Origin of the sequence: Burkholderia sp. BCC1972, assembly GCF_905339605.1 — a bacterium.
Lineage (GTDB): Bacteria > Pseudomonadota > Gammaproteobacteria > Burkholderiales > Burkholderiaceae > Burkholderia.
The window spans coordinates 140,414-161,902 of record NZ_CAJPGH010000003.1; the positions used below are offsets into that span (position 1 = coordinate 140,414).

The 21,489-nt window shown below is 66.3% G+C and carries 18 protein-coding genes and 1 tRNA gene; 8 read left to right on the plus strand and 11 right to left on the minus strand.

Annotated features, from left to right (window positions below; translation table 11 throughout):
* The first annotated feature begins 482 nt into the window (after positions 1-482).
* On the plus strand, positions 483-2,663 hold the full coding sequence (locus U5798_RS06340; protein WP_322081567.1) for an ornithine decarboxylase: 2,181 nt from the start codon (positions 483-485) through the stop codon (positions 2,661-2,663).
* Positions 2,664-2,722: 59 nt separating this feature from the next.
* Positions 2,723-3,244, plus strand: a complete 522-nt coding sequence (locus U5798_RS06345; protein ID WP_322081568.1) for a hypothetical protein — start codon at positions 2,723-2,725, stop codon at positions 3,242-3,244.
* A gap of 37 nt (positions 3,245-3,281) precedes the next feature.
* Here the strand turns inward: U5798_RS06345 and U5798_RS06350 are convergent, their stop codons facing one another.
* The 3 genes from U5798_RS06350 to U5798_RS06360 all read right to left on the minus strand — a co-directional run bounded on the left by U5798_RS06350 (position 3,282) and on the right by U5798_RS06360 (position 5,642).
* The gene (locus U5798_RS06350; protein ID WP_322081569.1) at positions 3,282-4,439 is read right to left on the minus strand and encodes an iron-containing alcohol dehydrogenase; all 1,158 of its coding nucleotides are present in this window, start codon (positions 4,437-4,439) and stop codon (positions 3,282-3,284) included.
* Complete coding sequence (locus U5798_RS06355) at positions 4,436-4,771, minus strand: putative quinol monooxygenase (protein WP_124450101.1); 336 nt, start codon at positions 4,769-4,771, stop codon at positions 4,436-4,438. The genes U5798_RS06350 and U5798_RS06355 overlap by 4 nt, the downstream gene beginning before the upstream one ends.
* 151 nt (positions 4,772-4,922) lie before the next feature.
* On the minus strand, positions 4,923-5,642 hold the full coding sequence (locus U5798_RS06360; protein ID WP_322081570.1) for an SDR family oxidoreductase: 720 nt from the start codon (positions 5,640-5,642) through the stop codon (positions 4,923-4,925).
* 132 nt (positions 5,643-5,774) lie between these two features.
* Between U5798_RS06360 and U5798_RS06365 the strand changes: the two genes are divergently transcribed.
* Complete coding sequence (locus U5798_RS06365; RefSeq protein ID WP_322081571.1) at positions 5,775-6,758, plus strand: LysR family transcriptional regulator; 984 nt, start codon at positions 5,775-5,777, stop codon at positions 6,756-6,758.
* A 5-nt stretch (positions 6,759-6,763) separates the two neighbouring features.
* Here the strand turns inward: U5798_RS06365 and U5798_RS06370 are convergent, their stop codons facing one another.
* Entirely contained in the window at positions 6,764-7,501 is a 738-nt protein-coding gene (locus U5798_RS06370) for an SDR family oxidoreductase (RefSeq protein ID WP_322081572.1), read from the minus strand.
* 103 nt (positions 7,502-7,604) lie between these two features.
* Here U5798_RS06370 and U5798_RS06375 point away from each other — a divergent pair, with 103 nt between their 5' ends.
* The 3 genes from U5798_RS06375 to U5798_RS06385 all read left to right on the plus strand — a co-directional run bounded on the left by U5798_RS06375 (position 7,605) and on the right by U5798_RS06385 (position 10,601).
* Positions 7,605-8,549 carry a LysR family transcriptional regulator gene (locus U5798_RS06375; protein WP_322081573.1) on the plus strand — a complete coding sequence of 315 codons (945 nt, stop codon included), beginning with the start codon at positions 7,605-7,607 and terminating at the stop codon, positions 8,547-8,549.
* A gap of 117 nt (positions 8,550-8,666) precedes the next feature.
* Positions 8,667-10,055, plus strand: a complete 1,389-nt coding sequence (locus U5798_RS06380) for a nucleobase:cation symporter-2 family protein (RefSeq protein ID WP_124450091.1) — start codon at positions 8,667-8,669, stop codon at positions 10,053-10,055.
* Between the two features lie 120 nt (positions 10,056-10,175).
* Positions 10,176-10,601, plus strand: a complete 426-nt coding sequence (locus U5798_RS06385; RefSeq protein WP_124450089.1) for an NUDIX hydrolase — start codon at positions 10,176-10,178, stop codon at positions 10,599-10,601.
* A gap of 59 nt (positions 10,602-10,660) precedes the next feature.
* Here the strand turns inward: U5798_RS06385 and U5798_RS06390 are convergent, their stop codons facing one another.
* Positions 10,661-10,873 carry a hypothetical protein gene (locus U5798_RS06390; RefSeq protein ID WP_322081574.1) on the minus strand — a complete coding sequence of 71 codons (213 nt, stop codon included), beginning with the start codon at positions 10,871-10,873 and terminating at the stop codon, positions 10,661-10,663.
* Positions 10,874-11,121: 248 nt separating this feature from the next.
* The gene (locus tag U5798_RS06395) at positions 11,122-11,382 is read right to left on the minus strand and encodes a hypothetical protein (protein WP_322081575.1); all 261 of its coding nucleotides are present in this window, start codon (positions 11,380-11,382) and stop codon (positions 11,122-11,124) included.
* 509 nt (positions 11,383-11,891) lie between these two features.
* On the opposite strand from U5798_RS06395, the gene tkt reads away from it, so the two are divergent.
* Entirely contained in the window at positions 11,892-13,949 is a 2,058-nt protein-coding gene (gene tkt / locus U5798_RS06400) for a transketolase (RefSeq protein ID WP_322081576.1), read from the plus strand.
* A gap of 110 nt (positions 13,950-14,059) precedes the next feature.
* Here tkt and U5798_RS06405 read toward each other — a convergent pair whose 3' ends face one another.
* Positions 14,060-16,021: an FUSC family protein gene (locus U5798_RS06405; protein ID WP_322081577.1), complete on the minus strand. Its 1,962-nt coding sequence runs from the start codon at positions 16,019-16,021 to the stop codon at positions 14,060-14,062.
* Between the two features lie 102 nt (positions 16,022-16,123).
* Positions 16,124-17,224: a branched-chain amino acid aminotransferase gene (locus U5798_RS06410; RefSeq protein ID WP_124450083.1), complete on the minus strand. Its 1,101-nt coding sequence runs from the start codon at positions 17,222-17,224 to the stop codon at positions 16,124-16,126.
* Between the two features lie 183 nt (positions 17,225-17,407).
* On the opposite strand from U5798_RS06410, the gene U5798_RS06415 reads away from it, so the two are divergent.
* A complete protein-coding gene (locus U5798_RS06415) occupies positions 17,408-17,866 on the plus strand; it encodes an Lrp/AsnC family transcriptional regulator (RefSeq protein ID WP_322081689.1) in 459 nt (152 codons plus the stop codon).
* Positions 17,867-17,969: 103 nt separating this feature from the next.
* Here U5798_RS06415 and U5798_RS06420 read toward each other — a convergent pair.
* From U5798_RS06420 to selA, 3 genes are all read right to left on the minus strand, one after another.
* Positions 17,970-18,065 (minus strand) — tRNA-Sec (locus U5798_RS06420).
* A 30-nt stretch (positions 18,066-18,095) separates the two neighbouring features.
* On the minus strand, positions 18,096-20,021 hold the full coding sequence (selB, locus tag U5798_RS06425; protein WP_322081578.1) for a selenocysteine-specific translation elongation factor: 1,926 nt from the start codon (positions 20,019-20,021) through the stop codon (positions 18,096-18,098).
* A complete protein-coding gene (gene selA, locus U5798_RS06430) occupies positions 20,018-21,457 on the minus strand; it encodes an L-seryl-tRNA(Sec) selenium transferase (RefSeq protein ID WP_322081579.1) in 1,440 nt (479 codons plus the stop codon). Before selA ends, selB begins: the two co-directional genes overlap by 4 nt.
* Between the last annotated feature and the right edge of the window lie 32 nt (positions 21,458-21,489).

The following is a 21,489-nucleotide window of genomic DNA, read 5'->3' on the forward strand; positions in this document are numbered from 1 at the left end:
TTCGATTGTTGTGTTGTTCATCTCACGAGCACGCGAACAGCAGGCCACGGTCCGCGGCGCGAGACGCTCGCAATTCCGGTTTGATTCGCCATCCGATTCGGAGCCGACTATGCCATGGATGCCATTCGATGAGAAGTTGATGATTCGGTGAAACCATCGGTGCTTTTCAAAACGGATTTCATGATTGGATCATTTTCGTGTGCACTGCAGCATGCCAATTCGCGATTATTTGATCATTCTCATCATGCAATGACATTGTCATTCCCGGTCGATTGAACTCGCCCGCTTTTGTTGCTACGATCGGCTGCGCCGGGCACTGTCCGATGGCGGCAGTGCCGCGCCCCGCAAGGCTTTTACGCGAGGTGCGCATACGGCATTCAGCATTCGCGGAAGCGTTTCAACCGGCCGCAGCGCACGTCGAATCAGGATGACCTGCCGGCGCGAATGCGGCTCCCGTTTCCGCCATTTACCGGAGAGTTCGCGTGAGCCTGTTGAAAATCGCAGTCGAGCCGGCGCTGATCGGCGCCTTCCTCACCACGCACGAACAGGTCGACGTATTCCAGACCGATTTCACGAATATCGCGGCAATCGTCGTCGGAATCGATTCCGCGGAAAAGGTGCTGAAAACCGTCGAAAGAACCGGTTTCGCGATTCCGTTCTTCGTCGCGGTCGAACCCGACCAGGAAGTGCCGCCGTCGATCCTGCCGCGCGCGAGCGGCGTGATCCAGCTGCGCCACGGCGGCCGCCATTACTACGGCCGGCAGATTTCCGCCGCCGCCGACATCTACAGCGACAACCTGCTGCCGCCGTTCTTCAAGGTCATGCGCGAATACGTGCAGCGCGGCTACGTCGAGTTCGACTGCCCGGGCCACCAGGGCGGCCAGTTCTTCTCGAATCACCCGCTCGGCCGGATGTTCTTCGACTTCTTCGGCGAGACGATCTTTCGCGCGGACCTCTGCAACGCGGACGTCCGGCTCGGCGACCTGCTGATCCACGAAGGCCCCGCGCTGGAAGCGCAGCGCAATGCCGCGCGGATCTACAACGCGGACAAGACCTGGTTCGTGCTGAACGGCACGTCGACGTCGAACAAGGTCGTCACGAGCGCGCTGCTCGCGCCCGACGATCTCGTTCTGTTCGACCGCAACAACCACAAGTCGGTGCACCTCGGCGCGCTCGTGCTGTCCGGCGCGCGGCCGGTGTACCTCGAAACCGCGCGCAACGCGTGGGGCCTCATCGGCGGCGTCGACAGCGCGGCGCTCGACGAAGCGCGCATTCGCGACGCGGTCCGCGACTTGGCGCCCGAGCGCGCCGACCTGCCGCGGCCGTTCCGGCTCGCGGTGATCCAGCTCGGCACCTACGACGGCACGATCTACAACGCGCGCGAGATCGTCGACCGGATCGGGCATCTGTGCGACTACATCCTGTTCGATTCGGCGTGGGTCGGCTACGAGCAGTTCATCCCGATGATGCAGGACTGCTCGCCGCTGATGCTGACGCTCGGTCCCGACGATCCCGGCATCTTCGTCACGCAGTCGGTGCACAAGCAGCAGGCCGGTTTCTCGCAGACGTCGCAGATCCACAAGAAGGACAGCCACCTCGAAGGCCAGAAGCGCTTCTGCGATCACCGCCGCTTCAACAACGCGTACATGATCCACGCGTCGACGAGCCCGTTCTACCCGATGTTCGCGGCGCTCGACGTCAACGCGCAAATGCATGCGGGCCCGGCCGGCAAGCGCCTGTGGCGCGATTGCGTCGCGCACGGCGTCGATGCGCGCAAGCTGCTGATGAAGACCTGCCGCCAGATCCGTCCGTTCGTTCCGCAACAGATCGACGGCCGCCCGTGGGCCGACTACCCGACCGAGCAGATCGTCGACGACCTGCGCTTCTTCCGCTTCCATCCGTCCGACACGTGGCACGGCTTCGAAGGCTACGCGAACGACCAGTATTTCGTCGATCCGTGCAAGCTGTTGCTGACGACGCCCGGTATCGATCACGACACGCACGAGTACGCGTCGTTCGGCGCACCGGCGCCGATCCTCGCGCGCTACCTGCGCGAGCACGGCGTGGTGCCCGAGAAAGCCGACCTGTACACGATCCTGTTCCTGCTCACGCCGTCGGAGAGCTTCGGCAAGCTGCAGCATCTGGTCGCGCACCTCGCGCAGTTCGAACGCCATCTCGACCAGGACACGCCGCTGCGCGAAGCGATTCCGTCGCTGTGCGAAGCATATCCGGAGCTGTACGGCACGATGCGCCTGCGGCAGCTGTGCCAGCGCATGCACGACTTCTACCGCAGCCACGACATGAAGCATCTGCAGAAGCAGATGTTCCGGCGCGCGCAGTTCCCGAAGCAGGCGATGCAGCCGCAGGCCGCGAATGCCGAGCTGATCCGCAACAACGTCGAGCTCGTCACGCTCGACCGCATCGAAGGCCGGATCGCGACCGAAGGCGCGCTGCCCTACCCGCCCGGCATCTTCTGCGTGGTGCCCGGCGAAACCTGGGGCGGCCCGGCGCTCGACTACTTCCGCGCGCTGGAAGCCGGGATCAACGCACTGCCGGGTTTCGAGCCGGAGATCCAGGGCGTGTACCTGCAGACGAAGCCGGACGGCACGAAGCAGGCGTCGGCGTACGTGGTGGCGACCGGCACCGACGCGTCGCGGGCCTGATCGCGGGCTGTACCTGGCCCGTGCGGTGCTTGCGCACGACGTGTATCATCGCCGCCATCATGCCCATCCGACCGCTTCGTCCGCTCCTGATCGCCCCGGCGCTCGCCGTCTCCATCGTCACGCATGCGCAGCAGGTCGGCGTGGTCGCCGACGGCGTCTACTACACGCCGAATACGCATCTCGCGGCAGGCACGTCGCTGCAAGTGCTGCCCGACGACGACAAAGGCGTCGCGCGCTGCTGCGCGACAGTCACCGGCCCCGCCGGCAAGCCCGGCAACCAGATTCTCGACAGCCTGCACGACGACCGCACGATCGCCGCGTACGCTCTGTCGCTGCCGAAGTCGGTGCCGGCGGACACGCGCGGCTTCGGCGTCGTCGGCACCGCGCATTTCGTGCGTCAGGGCTCACACCCGGAAGCCGTGCTCGACGGCGGCTTGCAACTCGCGTTCTCGACCTGCACGTCGGTGGAAGGCACGCATTACCTCGGGCGCAAGGTCGGCGCCAACAAGCTGCTCGTTCACCTGTATCAGTACTTCGACGGCGAATTCGAGCCGACCTGCAAGGATCGCGACCTGAATTGACGGAACCCGGCCGGCGGGCGACATCGCGCCCGCCGCGTCACCATGCCTGCCGGTAGATCGCCAGCGCGTCGGCCTCGGTCACCTCGCGCGGATTGTTCACGAGCAGGCGCGTCTGCAGCATGGCATCCGATGCCATCCGCGGCAGGTCGTTTTCGCCAATGCCGACTTCGCGCAGCGTGCGCGGAATGCCCGTCGCGACGATCAACCGGTCGATCTCGGCGATCAGCGCGTGCGTGCGTGCTTCGTCGCTGCCTGTGGCCGACGGCGCAACAATCGCCGCGAGTTCCGCATACAGCGGCGCGGCGGCCGGCGCGTTGAAGCGCAGCACATGCGGCAGCACCAGCGCATTCGACAACCCGTGCGGCACGTGAAAAATGCCGCCGACCGGATAGGCCAGCGCATGCACGGCCGCGACCGGCGCATTCGCGAACGCCTGCCCCGCGAACATCGCACCGACGAGCATCGCTTCGCGCGCGTGCCGGTTCCCGCCGTCGTCGCATGCTGCGAGCAGGTTGCGCGACAGCAGCGTCAGCGCGTGCGTCGCCAGCATGTCGGATACCGGATTCTTCAGTCGTGCGGACGTGTACGCCTCGATCGCATGCACCATCGCATCGATGCCGGTGGCGGCCGTCGCCGCACGCGGCAGGCCGAGTGTCAGCTCGGCGTCGAGAATGGCGACGTCCGCGAACAGGTTCGGCGATACGACGCCCATCTTGCGCGCCTCGCCGACCGTCACGATCGACACGGCCGTGACCTCGGAACCCGTGCCGGCCGTCGTCGGCATCTGCACGAGCGGTAGCCGCGCGCTCGTGACCTTGTCGACGCCGTACATGTCGGCCAGCGCCTGCTGCCGCGGCACGAGCACCGCGATCAGCTTCGCGACGTCCATCGACGACCCGCCGCCCAGGCCGAGCACGATCTCGGCATCGGCCGCGACGGCGCGCTCGGTCGCTTCGAGCACCACGTGCTCGGGCGGATCGGCGATCACGTCGTCGATCACGGTCACCCGCCAGCCGTGCGCGGCGAGACTCTCCAGCGCAGGCGCGAGCACGCCGCTGCGATGCAGGAACGCATCGGTGACGACGCACAGCCGCGCGAGCGCCGGAAAGCGTTCGCGCAACAGCGCGCCGAGCCGGCGCGCGGCGCCGAATTCGACGATCTGGGTCGGAACGGTACGGAATTGAAACGGGTTCATCGGGTGCCTCCCGGTGGCGTCGCCGTGCCGGTGTCCGGCTGCACCATGTAGCGCGACACGTCGCGGCGATCGAGCAACGGAATGATGGCCCCGATCCCGATCCGCTGGAAATGCGGCGTTTCCCGATGCGCGTCGAGGCCGTCCGCATCGCGGTAGCGTTCGAGGATCACGATGTGGTCGGGGTTCTCCGGCGAGCGGAAATACGCGTAGTCGAGATTCTTCGGCTCGGCGCGCGTCGCCGGCGCGAGCTCCGCGAGCAGTTCGATCACGCGGTCGCCGTTGCCGGGTGCCGCGAAATAATGTGCGATGACCTGCAGGTACGGTTCGTTCATGTTGCGCTCCGGGTTCGACAAAAGGCCGTCGCGACGGAGACGCACGCCATCCGCCGTGAACCGGATGGATTCAAACGCGACGGGCGCCACCGTACACCGACTCGTCGTCGCATTGTAGTGAAACGGCACGGCATTCGCAGTGCCGCGACGACTACCACGGCACCGTCCGCCCCAGGTAGTCGAGATATTCGAGCCCCGGCCGCGCGCGCTTCGCGAGCAGCACGTCGACGAGGCTCGGCACGCTCTCGTCGATGGCCAGGCGCGCATCGGGCCCGCCGAGCTCGGTGCGAACCCAGCCGGGCGCCATCAGCGCCATCGCGCGCCGCGTAGCGGCCTGGCGCGCCGCAAAGCTGCGCATGAACTGGTTCAGCGCCGCCTTGCTGCCGCGATACACCTCGCGCATGCCGCTGACGTTGTTCGCGACGCTGCCCTGCCCCGACGACATGGCGCCGATCAGCCCGTCGTCGGTCACGAGATCCTGCAGCGTCTCGATCACGCGCATCGGCGCCAGCGCATTCGTGATCATCACGCGCACGAACTCGTCGGTCGTCACTTCGCCGATCGTTTCATTCGGATCGTTGGTCGTCCCCGCATTCACGAACAGCATGTCGAAGCGCCGGCCCGACAGGCGCGCGTGCAGTGCGTCCAGTTGCGCAGGTTCGCAGATGTCGAGCGTCTCGATGTGGAGCCGGCCGTCGTACCGGTGCGCGAGGTCGTGCAGCTTCGTGCGTCCCGATCCTTCGCGCACGGTTCCCGTCACGCGCCAGCCCTTGCCCAGGAATGCCTCCGCCATCGCCAGCCCAAGGCCGCGCGAGGCCGCGACGAGGAGAATCGCGGGAACGCTTCGTCGATTCGATTCAGTCGGTTGCATGGATTTCGCCTTTGCCGTGTTTCGTCTTGCACCCACTATAGGGCGCCACCACGACAGGCGCCAGACGCATCGGATGCAATCCATAGTTGCATTCGGCGCCATGTCAGTCGCGCAAAAGCGTATCCTGTCCGCATGGAAGACATCGACCTGAACCTCGTTACGGCACTCGATGCGTTGCTGTCGGAAAGCAGCGTGACCGGCGCCGCGCGCCGGCTCGGCCTGAGCACGTCCGCGATGAGCCGCACGCTCACGCGGCTGCGCAACGCCACCGGCGATCAGCTGCTCGTACGCGCCGGGCGCACGCTCGTGCCGACGCCGCACGCCGCCGCGCTGCGCGATCGCGTGCATGCGATCGCGAGCGACGCGCGCGCGGTGCTGCGCCCAGCCACGGCCGACGTCGACATGGCGACGCTTGTGTCGACGTTCACCATTCGTGCAGCCGCGTCGTTCATGGAAATGCTGTCCGGCCCGGTGGTCGCCGCGCTCGGCGAAGTCGCGCCGCACGTGCGCATCCGCTTCGTCCCGAAGCCCGACCGCGATCCGCAAGCGCTGCGCGACGGCACGGTCGACCTCGAAATCGGCAAGCGCGGCGACGATGCGCCCGAGCTGCACACGCGCATGCTCTTTCACGACTGGCACGTCGCAGTAGCACGCGCCGGGCACCCGCTATTCGCGTCGGCCAGAATCACGCCGGCGCGCTATGCGGCTTGCCGTCACGTCATCTCGGCCCAGCTCGGCGATTTCAGCGGGCCGACCGACGATTCCACCGATCGACCCGGCTCGGGCCAGCCCGTGCACGTCGTGGTCCCCGGCTACCCCGACGCGATGCGCGTCGCGGCCGGCACCGACCTGATCGCGCTCGTGCCGCGCTCGAGCCTCGGCAACGCATTCTCACCCGGGCTTGCGGAAGCCCTCGGGCTGCGCAGCTTCGACCTTCCGGTTCGCCTGCCCGCGATCCTCGTCTCCGCGCTGTGGCACCCGCGCATGCACGGCGACCCCGCGCATCGTCGCCTGCGCGATGCGGTCATCGACGTCTGCCAGCGTGCGTATCCGGATATCCGGCCGCCGCGCGCAACGGCGCGCGGCACCGGCAGCGGCACACGCAAGGCCGGCTGACGCACTCAAACCAGCCGGCCGCCGCCGTCGATGTGCAGGATTTCACCGTTCATGAAGCCGTTGCCCAGCAGGAACGCGATCGCCTCGCCGACTTCGTCCGCGCGGCCGACGCGCCCGCCCGGCAATGCCGACGCGGCGCCCGCGAGGATCGCATCGCGCGCTTCCGGGCCGAACGCGTCGTAGAGCGGCGTCTCGACGAAACCGGGCGCAACGACGTTGACGCGAATCGGCTTCAGCTCCAGCGCGAGCGACTGCGCCAGCGCCTCGACGCCGCGCACGGCGGCGGCAATGACCGACGTGCCGTGCGCGGCAGGACGATCGGACAGTTGCCCGCCGGTCAGCACGATCGAGCCGTTCGCGGGCATCAGCGGCAACGCGGCGCGGATCGCATAGACCGGCCCGGCGATACGTTCCTGCAGTGCGGCGAGCAGATGATCGGGATCGGTCTCGTTCAGCTTGCCGGCGATGAACCGACCGGCCGTGACGACCAGGTGGTCGACGCGTGTCATTGTGTCGAATACGGCCTGCACCGCGTGCCGGTCCGCGATGTCGGCCACCGCGACGCCCGCGCCGCCGATCGCTTGCGCGGCGGCGTCGAGCTTCGCGCGCGTCCGGCCGACCAGCGTGACGCTGCCGCCCCGCGCCTTCGCGGCGCTCGCGGCCGCGAGCCCGATTCCGGAGCTCCCGCCGACGATCACGACGTGCGCGCCGTCCAGTGCCGTAAATTGCGTTGCCTCGTTCATGTCGACTCCTCATCAGGGATTGAAGGTTCGCGAACGATAGGTCATTCTCGATTGCACCGGAACGTGGGAGACTTGCATAGGATTCATGCCCTGAAGGAATGAGATGGATGCGTTGCGCTCCATGCGTGTGTTCGTCCGCGCAATCGAATTGGGTAATTTTTCAGCGGTCGCGCGCGAGGAAGGCACCGGCCAGCCGACGATCAGCAAGATCGTCGTCGCGTTCGAACGGGAGCTCGGCGTGCGCCTGCTCGAACGCTCGACGACGAGCCTCGCGCCGACCGACGAAGGCCGCCGGTTCTACGACCGCTGCAAGCGCGTGCTCGACGAATACGACAGCGCGGTGGCCGAGGTGCGCGGGCAAACGCTGCGGCCGGTCGGCAAGCTGGTCGTCAATGCGCCGCTCGGGCTCGGCGAGCTGAGGCTGAATGCGCTCGTGCTCGAATTCCTCGCCGCGTGGCCGGAAATCGACGTCGAACTGCACCTGACCGATCGCGTGATCGACCTGGTCGAGGAAGGCGTCGACGTCGCGATTCGCCTCGGCCACGTGCTGCCGCCGGATGCCGTCGCACGCCATGTCGCGTCGTCGCCGCGCCTGCTGGTGGCCACGCCGGCGTACGTCGCGCAGGCATCGCGGATCCGCCGCCCGGAAGACCTGGCTAAGCACGAATACGTCGGGTACGCCCGCGCGGACATCGGGAGCGAACTGCAGTTTGCCCGCGGCGAGGAGACTGTCGCCGTTCCGGTACACGGCCGGTATCGCGTCAACAGTTCGATCGCACTGCGGGAATGCTTCCTGGCCGGGCACGCGGTCGGCAGCGCGCCGGCGTGGCTCGTCCAGGACCTGATCGATGGCGGGCAGCTCGTCCGGCTGCTGCCGAAGTGGGACATGGTGCCGCCGCACGCGCTGCATCTCGTCTACGCGTCGCGCCGCCATCTGCCGCTCAGGACCCGCACATTCCTGCAATTCATGGCGCAGCGGATTCCCGAGCTGCCCGGGTTCGACGCAACCGCGACGCCCAGCGCGATCGCCACGCCGCCAACCCGCTGACCGCCGCGCTTCGATCCGCCCCCTTTCCTCGACCGGCCGAATCCCCGCTATTGCGCCGGCGCCGGCGGGCCCTTCGGCTAAAATGCCGCACTTTCCACCTTGTCCGGCCCGCTCGCCATGCAACCCGCCACCTCCGCCCAACCCGCCGCCCACGGCGCCGACGCCGCAGAATCGGCCCGCGACCTCGTCTACGGCCCGAACGACCGGCCGGCGCCGATGGTCGCTTTCGTCGCCGCGCTGCAGCACCTGCTGGCGATCATCGTGCCGATCGTCACGCCCGGCCTGCTGATCTGCCAGGCGCTCGGCGTGTCCAGCCGCGATACGACCCTGATCGTGTCGATGTCGCTGGTGATCTCCGGCATCGCCACCTTCGTCCAGTGCAAGCGCTTCGGCCCGCTGGGCGCCGGCCTGCTGATCGTCCAGGGCACCAGCTTCAACTTCGTCGGCCCGCTGATCGCCGGCGGCAGCCTGATGGTCAAGCAAGGCACGCCGGTCGAGACCGTGATGGCCGCGATCTTCGGCGTCGTGATCGCCGGGTCGTTCGTCGAGATGGGTGTGTCGCGCATCCTGCCGTTCGTGAAGCGCCTGATCACCCCGCTCGTCACCGGCATCGTCGTGCTGCTGATCGGCCTCACGCTGATCAAGGTCGGCCTCATCAGCATGGGCGGCGGCTACGGCGCGATGGCCAAGGGCACGTTCGCGAGCGCGGAGAACCTGACGCTGTCGGGGCTCGTGCTCGGCACGATCATCCTGCTGAACCGCGTGCCGGTCGTCTGGGTGCGCAGTACCGCGCTCGTCATCGCGCTCGTGATCGGCTACCTCGCGGCCGCGTTCCTCGGCCGCCTCGACTTCACCGGCATGCACCAGGCCGCGCTGTTCCAGGTGCCGACGCCGCTGCACTTCGGCATCGGCTTCTCGTGGTCGCTGTTCGTGCCGATGCTGATCATCTACCTCGTCACGTCGCTCGAAGCGATCGGCGATGTGACGGCCACCAGCAAGATCTCGAACGAGCCGGTCGAAGGGCCGGTGTGGATGCAACGCATCAAGGGCGGCGTCCTCGTCAACGGCGCGAACTCGCTGCTGGCCGGCGTGTTCAACACGTTCCCGAGCTCAGTGTTCGCGCAGAACAACGGCGTGATCCAGATCACCGGCGTCGCGAGCCGCCACGTCGGCATCTGGATCGCGGGGATGCTCGTGGTGCTCGGCCTGTTTCCGGTCGTCGCCGGCGTGCTGCAGGCCGTGCCGGAGCCCGTGCTCGGCGGTGCGGCGATGGTGATGTTCGGCGCGGTGGCCGCATCGGGCATCAACATCCTCGCGGGCGTCCAGCTCGACCGCCGAGCACTGCTGATCATCGCGGTGTCGCTGGCGCTCGGCCTCGGCGTGTCGCAAGTGCCGGACATTCTCAACAGCCTGCCGCACGCGCTGAAGAACGTGCTGGAATCGGGCGTGGCCACGGGCGGTATCTGCGCGCTCGTGATGAACTGGTTCCTGCCGGAACGGAAGTAACCGGGCGAGCGGCGCGGGCTGGCCCTCGACTTCGCCAGGGCGGTCCGGCCGGGAGCGGTCAAAAGTCAAACCCGGTCAGGCAGCCTTGGCCGATCGATTCGTGCTGGTTAGAATCACGACATGCCCCAAGCTCCCGCCCCCAGCAACACCCCCGAAGCGAGCGCCGTCCCGGTCAAGGAACGCGCGACCGTCGTCTGCTATCGCGATGAACAAGTGTTGCTCGTCGCGCGCGCGGCGTCGCGCTGGGCCCTTCCCGGCGGCACGATCAAGCGCGGGGAAACGCCGCTCGAAGCCGCGCATCGTGAGTTGCTCGAGGAAACCGGCATGATCGTCCAGGACCTGACGTACTCGATGCAGTTCACCGGGCTCGCCAAGATCCATCACGTGTTCTTCGCGGAAGTCGGCCCTGGCCAGACGCCGCAAGCGAGCAACGAGATCGAGAAATGCAAGTGGTTTCCGATCGACGGGGTCGACCGTTTGCGCGCGAGCATTCCGACGAAGCGAATCGTCGAACTCGTCTACAACCACGAAATCCGCAAGGCGTAGCGCGCCTCGAGCCGTCGCCCGGCTCGAGTCGATTGCCGCGATCAGCGGTGCGCGAACGCTCAGCGCGAGCGCTTTCTTCGCAGTTCGTGCGTCGAATAGACGACGAGGAAGATGCCCAGCATCGCGGCGCCTGACGCCATGAAGTCGTTTGCGCTTCCCGAGTTGCGCAGCGCCGCCGGGAAAGTGCCGAAACTCAATCCGGCGCCGGCAAGAAGCAATCCCGCAGCCACACCCCAGATCGGTCCGGCAGTCTTGTCGATTTTGTCCTTCATACAGCCCCCGTCTACAGTCATTACCTGAACGGCATCGGCAAAAAACGCCGCGCCGGCCGTCAGTGGTTCCACTATAGCCGGAAAAAAATCTACGAACTTCTGGTGCTTTTCCCGATCAAGTTCCGGCGACCGCGGCCGCCATGCGCGGACGGGTCGCGCAACACTGCCGACGGTTACGTGACAGAACACTTGGGCGGCTGCCGGTCGGAGGCGACACGGTGCCCGACAATGCAACCGCCTCCGGCACGTCATGGGGTGTGCCCGCCCAGCTTCGGGATCACGTCCTCGTCACTGATCGGCACCGCTTCGGCGTCGCACCCGTAGACGGCCGCCCGGTTGCCGACGAAAAAAACCTCGTTGTCGTGTCCGCGCTCGATCGCCTTGTCGTGACTCGCCTTGTCGTAACCTTCTTCCGAGTCGAACACCAGTTTTCGCAGCTTGTCATAGTCGTCTCGATGGCCGCAGCCGAACGTCACTCGTTTGCACTGCCCGTTGTCGTGCAAGTCCATGTAATTGACCGGGCGACGCCTTGATATGCTCACTGCGCGCCAGTGTGCGCTCGCAGACACGCGCGGTGGTGGCGCCCTCTCCTTCGTCGCGGCACGTCATGTCGGGCCTGTCGTAGAAATCGTGTGGCTTGACTGGCGACCGGACATCTCTCCTGATGCATGCAAATGCCAAGTTGGATACGCTTTGGACTGCTTTGTTATTTTCCGGTCGCCTATTACAAAACCGTTTTTTGATCATTACCGGCTTCAGGCATCGTGATGCCAGCCGTGTGCCGACTATTTGAATTCAGGGCGATCGTGAGCATGCATCGGTCACTGCAATCGAGCGCGAACGTTACCGCGCAGCGGCTTGCCGTTATCGCTGCGGATGTCGTCGACTGGGGTCGCGTCGTCGTATTCGAACGATGGTCGGGGTTGTCACCCGACGTCACCGGACGTGCCGGTCGCGCCGGAGAAGGTATGGATATTGCGCGGTGGCCTGATCTTTCCAGGCCAAAACAGGAGAACCGATGAGTGATCCCACCGCAAATTCCCCGGCGACCACAAAAGCCGTGCCGCCTCCACGAGATCCCCATCTTCGCGCGCTGGCGAACTGTATTCGCTTCCTTACAATGGACGCAGTGCAGAAAGCCAACAGTGGCCATCCGGGTGCACCAATGGGGTTGGCTGACGTCGCGACGGTGCTGTTCAAGGAGTTCATGCAATTCGATGCATCGGCCCCCCACTGGATCAATCGAGACCGGCTGATACTTTCCAACGGACACGCGTCGATGCTGCTCTATAGCCTCCTCTATCTGACGGGCTATTCCGACATGACCCTGGACGAGCTCAAGCGATTCCGGCAAGTCGGCAGCAAGACGCCAGGTCATCCGGAGTACTCGCACGCCGATGGAATCGAACTGACGACCGGCCCCCTCGGCCAAGGCATCGCGGAATCCGTCGGAATGGCGTTGGCCGAGCGCATCATGAATGCGCACTTCGGTGACGATCTCGTCGATCACTACACGTACGTATTTCTCGGTGACGGTTGCCTGATGGAGGGCATCAGCCACGAGGCCATTTCCTTGGCCGGCCACCTCCGGTTGGGCAGACTGATTGCATTTTGGGACGACAATTCGATTTCTATCGACGGTGCCACCAGGCTCGCGGTCTCGGACAACGAGATCGAGCGCTTTCACTCGGCTGGATGGCGAGTCCTGGAGATCGACGGTCACGACACCGACGCGATACGGCGCGCTATCGAGACCGCGCGGACAACGGATGACAGACCGACCTTGATCGCATGCAGGACGATCATCGGGTTCGGCTTTCCGACGAAGGCCGGGACCGAGAAAGCACATAGCGATGCGCCGGGCGAGGATGAAATCGCCGGCGCACGACAGATCCTCGACTGGCATTCACCGGCGTTTGAAATTCCGGATGACCTGCTGAATGCATGGCGGGAGATCGGGGCGCGCGGCCGCGAGACGCGACTCGCCTGGGATGAGCGGGTCCGCCGGGCGCCGCAGGCACTGCGTACCGAATTCGAGCGGCGCAATGCGGGAAAGCTTCCGGATGACTGGAAGCAGGCCATTGCCGCGGCGCGGCAGGCCTTTCTTGCCAGTGGCAGTGAAATGGCTACCCGCAAGGCCAGCGGTGAAGTGCTCGATCGTCTCTTTGACGCGATTCCAGAATTGCTCGGCGGCTCGGCGGATCTTACGGTGTCCAACAATACGAAGACGAAGAATCAAATCGCGATCGAGCCTGGCCGGTTCAACGGTTCGTATCTCCATTATGGCGTCCGCGAGCATGGCATGGCAGCGGCAATGAACGGCATTGCACTTCATGGAGGCCTGATTCCGTACGGCGGCACCTTCCTTTGTTTTTCGGACTACTGCCGCCCGGCGATCCGGTTAAGCGCGATGATGCGCGTGCGATCCGTCTTTGTGATGACGCACGATTCGATCGGCCTCGGAGAAGACGGCCCGACTCATCAGCCCGTTGAACATCTCGCGGCACTTCGGGCTATTCCGCAGCTGGCCGTCTATCGGCCGGCCGATCCAATCGAAACGGCAGAGTGCTGGGAATTGATTCTCGAGCAGCCCCGCAGGGCTGCGCTCCTCGCATTGTCGCGACAGCCGGTGCCACTCGTGCGCAACGAACCCGGCAACGAAAACAAGTCTGCGCGTGGCGCCTACATCTTGCGGGAGGCCGATGGCGGACCGCGCCGACTCACTCTGCTCGCGACAGGCTCGGAGGTTCACCTCGCTGTCCAGGCTCGCGACATCCTGCAGAACGAAGGTGTGCCGACGACCGTCGTATCGATGCCGTGCCGCCTGCTCTTCGAGGAGCAGCCACGCGATTATCAGGAGGCCGTGCTGGGCGCATCTCCTGCGAGAGTCGCGGTCGAGGCCGCGGTCGAACTGGGATGGGAGCGATACATCGGGCCGAAAGGTCGATTTGTCGGCATGCGCGGCTTCGGCGAATCGGGAAAAATCAAGGACGTCTACAAAAAATTCGACATCACGGTAGATGCGGTCGTTCGCGCTGCGCGGGACGTCCTGCAAGATAACGGCAAGCACTCATAGAACACGCGACAGCGCACCTGCTTCTGGCGGCATGCGGACAGCCGGCCTGAACGATCGGTGGATAGCGGGTTCCGCTGACGGCAGCGGGTCGATAGCCCACCGCGGCGAGATCAGTCGGTTGCCGTCGAACCCGCACGCGTTCCAGCACTCCAGGGGTGAGTGCTGCGAGCGCCGCAGTTATCTTCGCCACCGTTCCTCGCCCGTATCTTTCCGAATAACGCGTCCTCAAACGCCCGGCTGAGTTCGGCCAGTTTCGCGCCGAGCCGAGCCAGTTCCCGATCGGGTGGTAACGGATGATCACCGGATATCGCGAGCGTTGCGTGCCCCACGTTCGCAGCCGTATCGACTCGCATCGAGCGGCTGGGATCCAGATCGCTCATCAATGCATCGATTCGCGTAACGATGGCTACGCGCGCATGCCGCTCGAATGCGACAACCGGCCCACCGCCGTCAACAGGCAGGCGTGTCGCCACGATTCGGCCATACAGCCAGCAGTACAGAAGCGCGTCCAACAACCGTCGGGCATCGCTGGATACACGGAGCATGCGCCACGCGACCAGCGGCCTGATAGCCATGCGCAGGTCGTGAAAACGGCGATCGGCGACGCGCGTCTGCGCCGCCCCCGGCCGCGTGCCGTCGACGCGTTCGTGCACGAGTTCGCGCAGCGCAGCCAACAAGCTGTGCGAGCGCGTCGCGATGTGGCGCGACGCCGCCAGCGGCATCACCAGCAGCGCCGCCGCGAGCGAAACCGCGCAGCCGATCAACACCTCGCCGATACGCAGTTCCGCAAGCGCGCCGATCTCGAACCCCAGTTGCGCGTAGACGACGCCGATCAGCACCGTCAGAAAGAATACGCCGCGCCCATACGCGTGCAGGATGTGGTATGCCCAGGCAAACACACAAACGCCCATTACGATGACCACGAGTGCATTCGCATGAGGGGCGGCGCTCACGACAAGTACGCTCGCGAGCGCGCCGGCAAGCGTACCGGCGATGCGTTGCGCGCCGCGATAGATCGTGTCCGCACACGAATACGTGCCAAAGAATACGACGAACGTGCTCAGCACCGCCCACATCCATCGCTCGGACGACAGCGCCTCGCCGATCAACATGGCGGCGAACGCAGCCGTCGCGGCGCGGATCGCCGGCAACCATGCAAGCGTGCGCCAGCCGGCGCCCCACGGAACCGCACGCGTGCGCTCCGGCATCGTCGTCGTACGCGTGGCGACCATGCGCGCCGCCACTACATCGGCGACAGTATCGAAGCGAGCGATCGCGAAGCGTAGTGCAGTGTCGGCAGCGGCGCTCCGATCGTGGTTCAGCACGCGCCGGGCCGCCGCCATCTCCAATGCGACGAGCGTGGTGTGCAACGCATGCGCGTCGCCATCAGCGATGCTCGACGTGTGATTCTCGAGTGCGATGGCGGCTTCGTTCAACGCCAGCAAATGCGCCATCGCATCCAATGCGCCAGCGTCCGACACGTCGCTTCGTGCGATGCATGCCGCTTGCAGCGATACCGAACGCGCGATGAGCCGGGGCGTGTGCGCCGCATGCGTCGGCAACAGCATCCGGCAGACCAGCACGACGCTCGCCGGCCCTGCGATCGACATCGCCAGCATGCGGTCGACCTGTAGCGCGGTCGGATGCAGATAAAGACCGAGGTAGTACAGGGCGATCGCCAGGAACGCACATCCGATCGTGCGCGGCCCCCGGGTTTGGCACAGCATCGAACAGAAAAGGACGATCACGAAACCCGCCTTGCCGACGGCAGGCCACGCGCTCACGACTGCGGCTCCCGCAAAGCTTGCGCATGCGACGCCGTACTGCCATGCAAGCGATTCATACCAATCCGGTCGGTGAGCATCGCGCAGGAACAGTGGTGCGATCATGGCGAAAAGTATTCCGACGGCGCCGGTGGTGATCGCAAAACCGAGATGGAGCGCCGATGCGATGCCGAGCGCGCCGGCAAGCAAGCTCGCCAGCGCGGCGCGCGCACCGCCCAGCAGCCGATGGAGACCGGGGTCGACAATGAACAGGCGGTCAACGGCGCGTGACAACGAAACAGCTGACATGATCGAAGAATTCCAAGAGGCAGCGCAGCTGCTTCGCGGCCGGCATGCCGGCCGCGGCTTCCATGACGGCCATCGCGAGTCGTGATGGCCGCCGAGCCGAACTCAAAACACGCGGTCCACCCAGCCGTGATGATCGGCTGCACGCCCATTCTGGATATCGAGCAGCGCCGCCTTCAGGCGCGACGTGACCGGCCCCGCGCCACCTTCGCCGATCGTGAAGTCGTACGCACGGCCCTTCACGCGGCCGATCGCCGTCACGGCCGCCGCCGTGCCGCACGCGAACGCCTCGACCAGCCGACCGCTGCGCGCATCCGCCTGCCACTGCTCGATCGTGTAGCCCTCCTCCCGCACCGTGTAATTCAGATCGCGGGCCAGCGTGATCAACGACGCGCGCGTGATGCCCGGCAGAATCGTCCCGTTCAGCGGCGGCGTCTGGATCGACCCGTCGTCGAACACGAAGAACACGTTCATTCCCCCCAGTTCCTCGATCCAGCGGCGTTCGACCGCATCGAGAAACACCACCTGCTCGCAGCCTTCGCGGATCGCCTCCGCCTGCGCAGCCAGGCTCGCCGCATAGTTGCCGCCGCATTTCGCGTCGCCCGTGCCGCCCGGCGCCGCCCGCGTGTACTGCTCCGATACCCACAGCGTCACCCCCGCCGACGCGCCGCTCTTGAAGTACGCGCCGACCGGCGTCGCGATCACGCAGTACAGATATTCCGGCGACGGCTTCACGCCGAGCACCGCCTCCGTCGCGATCATGAACGGACGCAAATACAGCGCCGCGCCGTCGAACGCCGGAATCCAGTCGCGATCGGCCCGGACCAGCGCACGTACCGATTCGACGAACATCGCCTCCGGCAACGGCGCCATCGAGAGTCGCTCGGCCGAATGGCGAAAACGCCGCGCATTCGCATCGGGACGGAATAGCGCCGCGCCGCCGTCCGGCAACCGGTAGGCTTTCAAGCCCTCGAAAATTTCCTGCGCGTAATGCAGCACGAGCGTCGCCGGATCGAACCGGAACGCTTCGCGCGGCCCGATTTTGGCGTGATGCCACCCTTGTTCCGCCGAGTACCGGATCGTCACCATGTGATCCGTGAAGACACGGCCGAAACCGGGATTGTCGAGCAGCGCGACACGCTCGTCCGCCGCGACGGGGTGAGGATTTTGTTCGAATTCGAAGTGCTGGACGGAATCGGTGCTCATCTCTTGCCCCTTGATCGGCAGCGGGACCGCCCCGGCTGCTACGGGCAAAAATTTATCGTAGAAAAAATAGTTTCAGGTTGTGTGTTCGACTTAATATGGGCACGATTTGGCAATTCCATGCTTCAAAAATCGAACATTCAGGCACTGCGTGCCTCGACCGAATAGGTAGGATCAATGGCCGTGATCGAGCTGGACGAAATGGACCGTCGCATTCTGAGAGTGCTCCAGGAAGATGGGCGAATCCAGAACGTGGAACTGGCGCAGAAGGTGGGCTTGTCGCCGTCACCGTGCCTGCGTCGAGTCAAGCAGCTGGAACAGGCTGGTGTCATCGAGCGCTACGCGGCGCTGCTCGACGCATCGAAGATCGGTGCGGGGTTGACCGTCTTCGTCCGCATCTGGCTGACGAGCCAGGACGCGACAACCGTCGACCGTTTCACGGAGGCGGTTCAACGTCTTCCGCAGGTTCTCGAGTGCCACTTGATGGCGGGCGATTGCGATTGCCTGCTGCGTGTCGTGACCGCCGACATCGACGCCTATCGGAAACTCCAGATCGACCACTTGACCCGGATCGAAGGCGTGCAGAGCGTGAAGACCGAGATTCCAATGCAGAAGATCAAGCAGACTTCCGTGCTTCCGCTTTGATCGCGCACGCCGCTGCGGCGTCCGGCAGAAAAAGGCCGTGCCCCGGTTCCTTTGCGACCCGCAAGGCACTGAGCCGGGGCAACTATGCCGCGAAACCCTTGAATGGCGGAAGGCAGCCGGAGTCGAACCGACCCGGGAGCGTCTGACGCCCCCAACTGGATTTGAAGTCCAGCCGTACCACCGGATACGAATGCCTTCCGTGGGGAAAAAACCGAAGAACAACGAGCGCCTACGCCTGAATACCCACCCAACCGCTGTCAGGCCGCAGGTAGTGAAGATCGCGGTGGAAGCGAGTATACCCAACCCGATCGAAGAACTCGAGAATCTGGATCGCGCGCTTGCGGCCGAGCCCCGTCGCGTCGCGGAACGTCGCGGCATCGAGCCCGCCGCCGCGCGACGGCGCGAGATGCGCGACCAGCTCCGCCAGCTCGCGCATGACGTCCGCGTGATAGAACAGGTCGCGCACGACCTGATGCACGTCGCCACGCCGCGCGAGCTTGCGCAACAGCGTGCGCACCGCGTCCTCGGCCGCGCCCGTGTCGCGCGCCAGGTCGCGCACCCACGGCGGATCGAAGCGCCCCGCATGAATCAGCGGCAACAGTTGCTGCGCCAGCGTTTCCTCGCGCGGCTCCAGGCTCACCGAGTGCGACGGCAGATGCAGCCACGGCCCGCTGCGCGCGACCTCGCCGCCCGCCACCAGCGCATCGACGAGCGCACGCCACAGTGCGTCGCCAACCAGCGGGGCAGCCATTCGCCGCAGGCGTGCGGCGTCGAGCCCCTGCTCGTCGGGCATGCGTTCGTGATACGTGCGCAGCGTCTCGATCGCCCGCGCCTGCAGCGCACGCCAGTGCGCCTGCGAAATCACCGCGCCGTCGTTCGACGCGGCGTCACGCTGCCCGATCGCCAGCACGTCTTCCGGCAACGCCAGCGCATTCGGCGCGAACCCCGTCAGATGCGTGAGCGTCGTGCGCGCAATGCCGAGCGGCGCCTGCGCGAGCAACGCATCGAGGCGCCCTTCGTCGAGCCACGCCGCGAGCGCATCCAGCCACGCGCGGCGGGCAGGCGTACGGCGCTTGCGGGCCGGCCCGAACGGATCGAGCACGCGGCCGCCGCCGACGGTGCGCGTCGCCTGCGGATTGCGGACGATGAACCGGTCGCCCGGCAGCGCGAACACCGGTTCGTCGAACACCAGTTGCACGCGCATCCGCTGGCCGGCCGCAAGCGTATCGCCGTCGAGCAGCGCGACATGGGCGACGCGATGCAGCGTGCCGAGATGCACGTGCAGCGGCGCCCAGTGCGTCAATGTCAGCCCGGCGTCCGCGAGCAACGTCAGCTCGACGTCGAGACGCGGCGACGTCGCGACGAGCCGCGCATCGGCGACGGTATCGCCGCGCTCGACGTCGGCCTTGTCGACACCGGCCAGGTTCAGCGCGCAACGCTCGCCCGCTCGGCCGGCCTCGACCGGCCGGTTCTGCGCATGGATGCTGCGCACGCGGGCCGCGCCGCCGGTCCGCACGATCGCGAGCGTGTCGCCCGTGGCGACGCGGCCCGCGAACGCGGTACCCGTCACGACCGTGCCCTGCCCCGCGAGCGTGAACACGCGATCGACCGCGAGCCGGAACAGCCCGTCGTCGCGGCGCGCGCGCCACGCGATCGCCGCGTCGGCCAGATGCTGCTTCAGCGTGGCGACACCCGGATCGTCTGCAACGGTCGCCCGCGTTTCGAAGATCGGCACGCCGGCCAGCGTGGAATCGTGCAGCCACGCGGCGATCTCGTCGCGCACCTCGGCCACGCGCGCGGCATCCACGCGATCGCATTTGGTCAGCGCGACGGCGCCATGCGCGACACCGAGCAGCTGCAGGATCGCGAGATGCTCGCGCGTCTGCGGCATCACGCCGTCGTCGGCGGCGATCACGAGCAGCGCGAAGTCGATCCCGCACGCGCCGGCCGCCATCGTATGAATCAGCTTCTCGTGTCCGGGCACATCGATCAGGCCAAGCACGTCGCCGTTGTCGAGCGGCGTATAGGCATAGCCGAGTTCGATCGAGATGCCGCGCGCCTTCTCTTCCTTCAGGCGGTCGGTATCGACGCCCGTCAGCGCGCGCGCCAGCGTCGTCTTGCCGTGGTCGATGTGCCCCGCGGTCCCGACGATCATGCAGCGGGCCCCGCCAGCGGCGCGCATTGTGCGACGAGTGCCGCTTCGTCGGCGGCTTCGAGGCAGCGCAGGTCGAGCCGCAGCGCGTTGTCGGCGATACGCCCGATCACCGGGCGCGGCCATTCGCGCAGACGCTTCTCGAGCTGTGCGAGCGCGCGGCCGCCGCGCTTGCCGTCCGCCGTGCGCACGACTAGCCCGGCGCTCGGCAGTTGGTCGACCGGCAGCGCGCCGCTGCCGATCTGGCTGAACATCGGCTCGACCGTCACGTCGAAATCGCTGCCGAGCGCCGCCTGCAGCGCCGGACGCACGCGTTCGGCGGCCTCGGCGATCTCGCGCTGCGGCCGCGTCAGCAGGCGCAGCGTCGTGAGCCGGTCGCGCAGGAATTCGGGCGACTGGTACAGGCGCAGCACGGGCTCGAGCGCCGCGAGCGTCAGCTTGCCGACGCGCAGCGCGCGCTTGAGCGGATGCTTCTTGATCTTCGCGATCAGCGCGCGATCGCCGATGATCAGGCCGGCCTGCGGGCCGCCGAGCAGCTTGTCGCCGCTGAACGTGACAACGTTTGCGCCGGCGGCGACGGTTTCCTGCACGGTCGTCTCGTGCGGCAGGCCCCATTGCGTCAGGTCGGCGAGCGTGCCGCTGCCGAGATCGACGGCAACCGGCACGCCGCGCTCGCGCGCGAGCGGCGCGAGTTCGGCGAGCGTCGCCTCCTTCGTGAAGCCGCTGATCGCATAGTTGCTGCAGTGCACCTTCATCAGCAGCGCCGTGCGCGGGCCGATCGCGTCCGCGTAGTCGCGCAGATGCGTGCGGTTGGTCGTGCCGACCTCGCGCAGCTTCGCGCCGGCGCGGCTCATGATGTCGGGAATGCGGAATGCGCCGCCGATCTCGACCAGCTCGCCGCGCGACACGATCACTTCCCGCTTCGTCGCAAGCGCCGACAGCGTCAGCAGCACGGCCGCCGCATTGTTGTTGACGACGGTCGCGGCTTCCGCGCCCGTCAGTTCGCACAGCAGAGCGTCGATCAGGTCGTCACGATCGCCGCGGCGGCCCGTGGCGAGATCGAATTCGAGGTTGACGGGCCGCGTGAGTGCGTCGACCACCGCGCGTACCGCGTCGTCGGGCAACAGCGCACGCCCGAGATTCGTGTGCAGAACGGTACCGGTCAGGTTGAACACGGCACGCACGGCGCCCGTGCTCTGCGCGGCCAGCGTGCGCGCGATGGCGGCGGCGATGCGCGGCTCGTCGAGCGGCTCGGCCGTGGCCGGATCGTGCTGGGCGGCGGTGCGCCAGCGCTCCAGTTCGGCGCGCACGGCGTTCAACACGCGCGTGCGGCCATAGTCCGCGATCAGAGGTTGCAACGGCGCCGACGACAGCACGCGCTCGACGGACGGCACGCGCGCCAGTACCGCATTCAATTCATTCACACCCGGTTCGGTCACGTAGTTGTGGCTCCAGTCTCATGCTTCGCAGG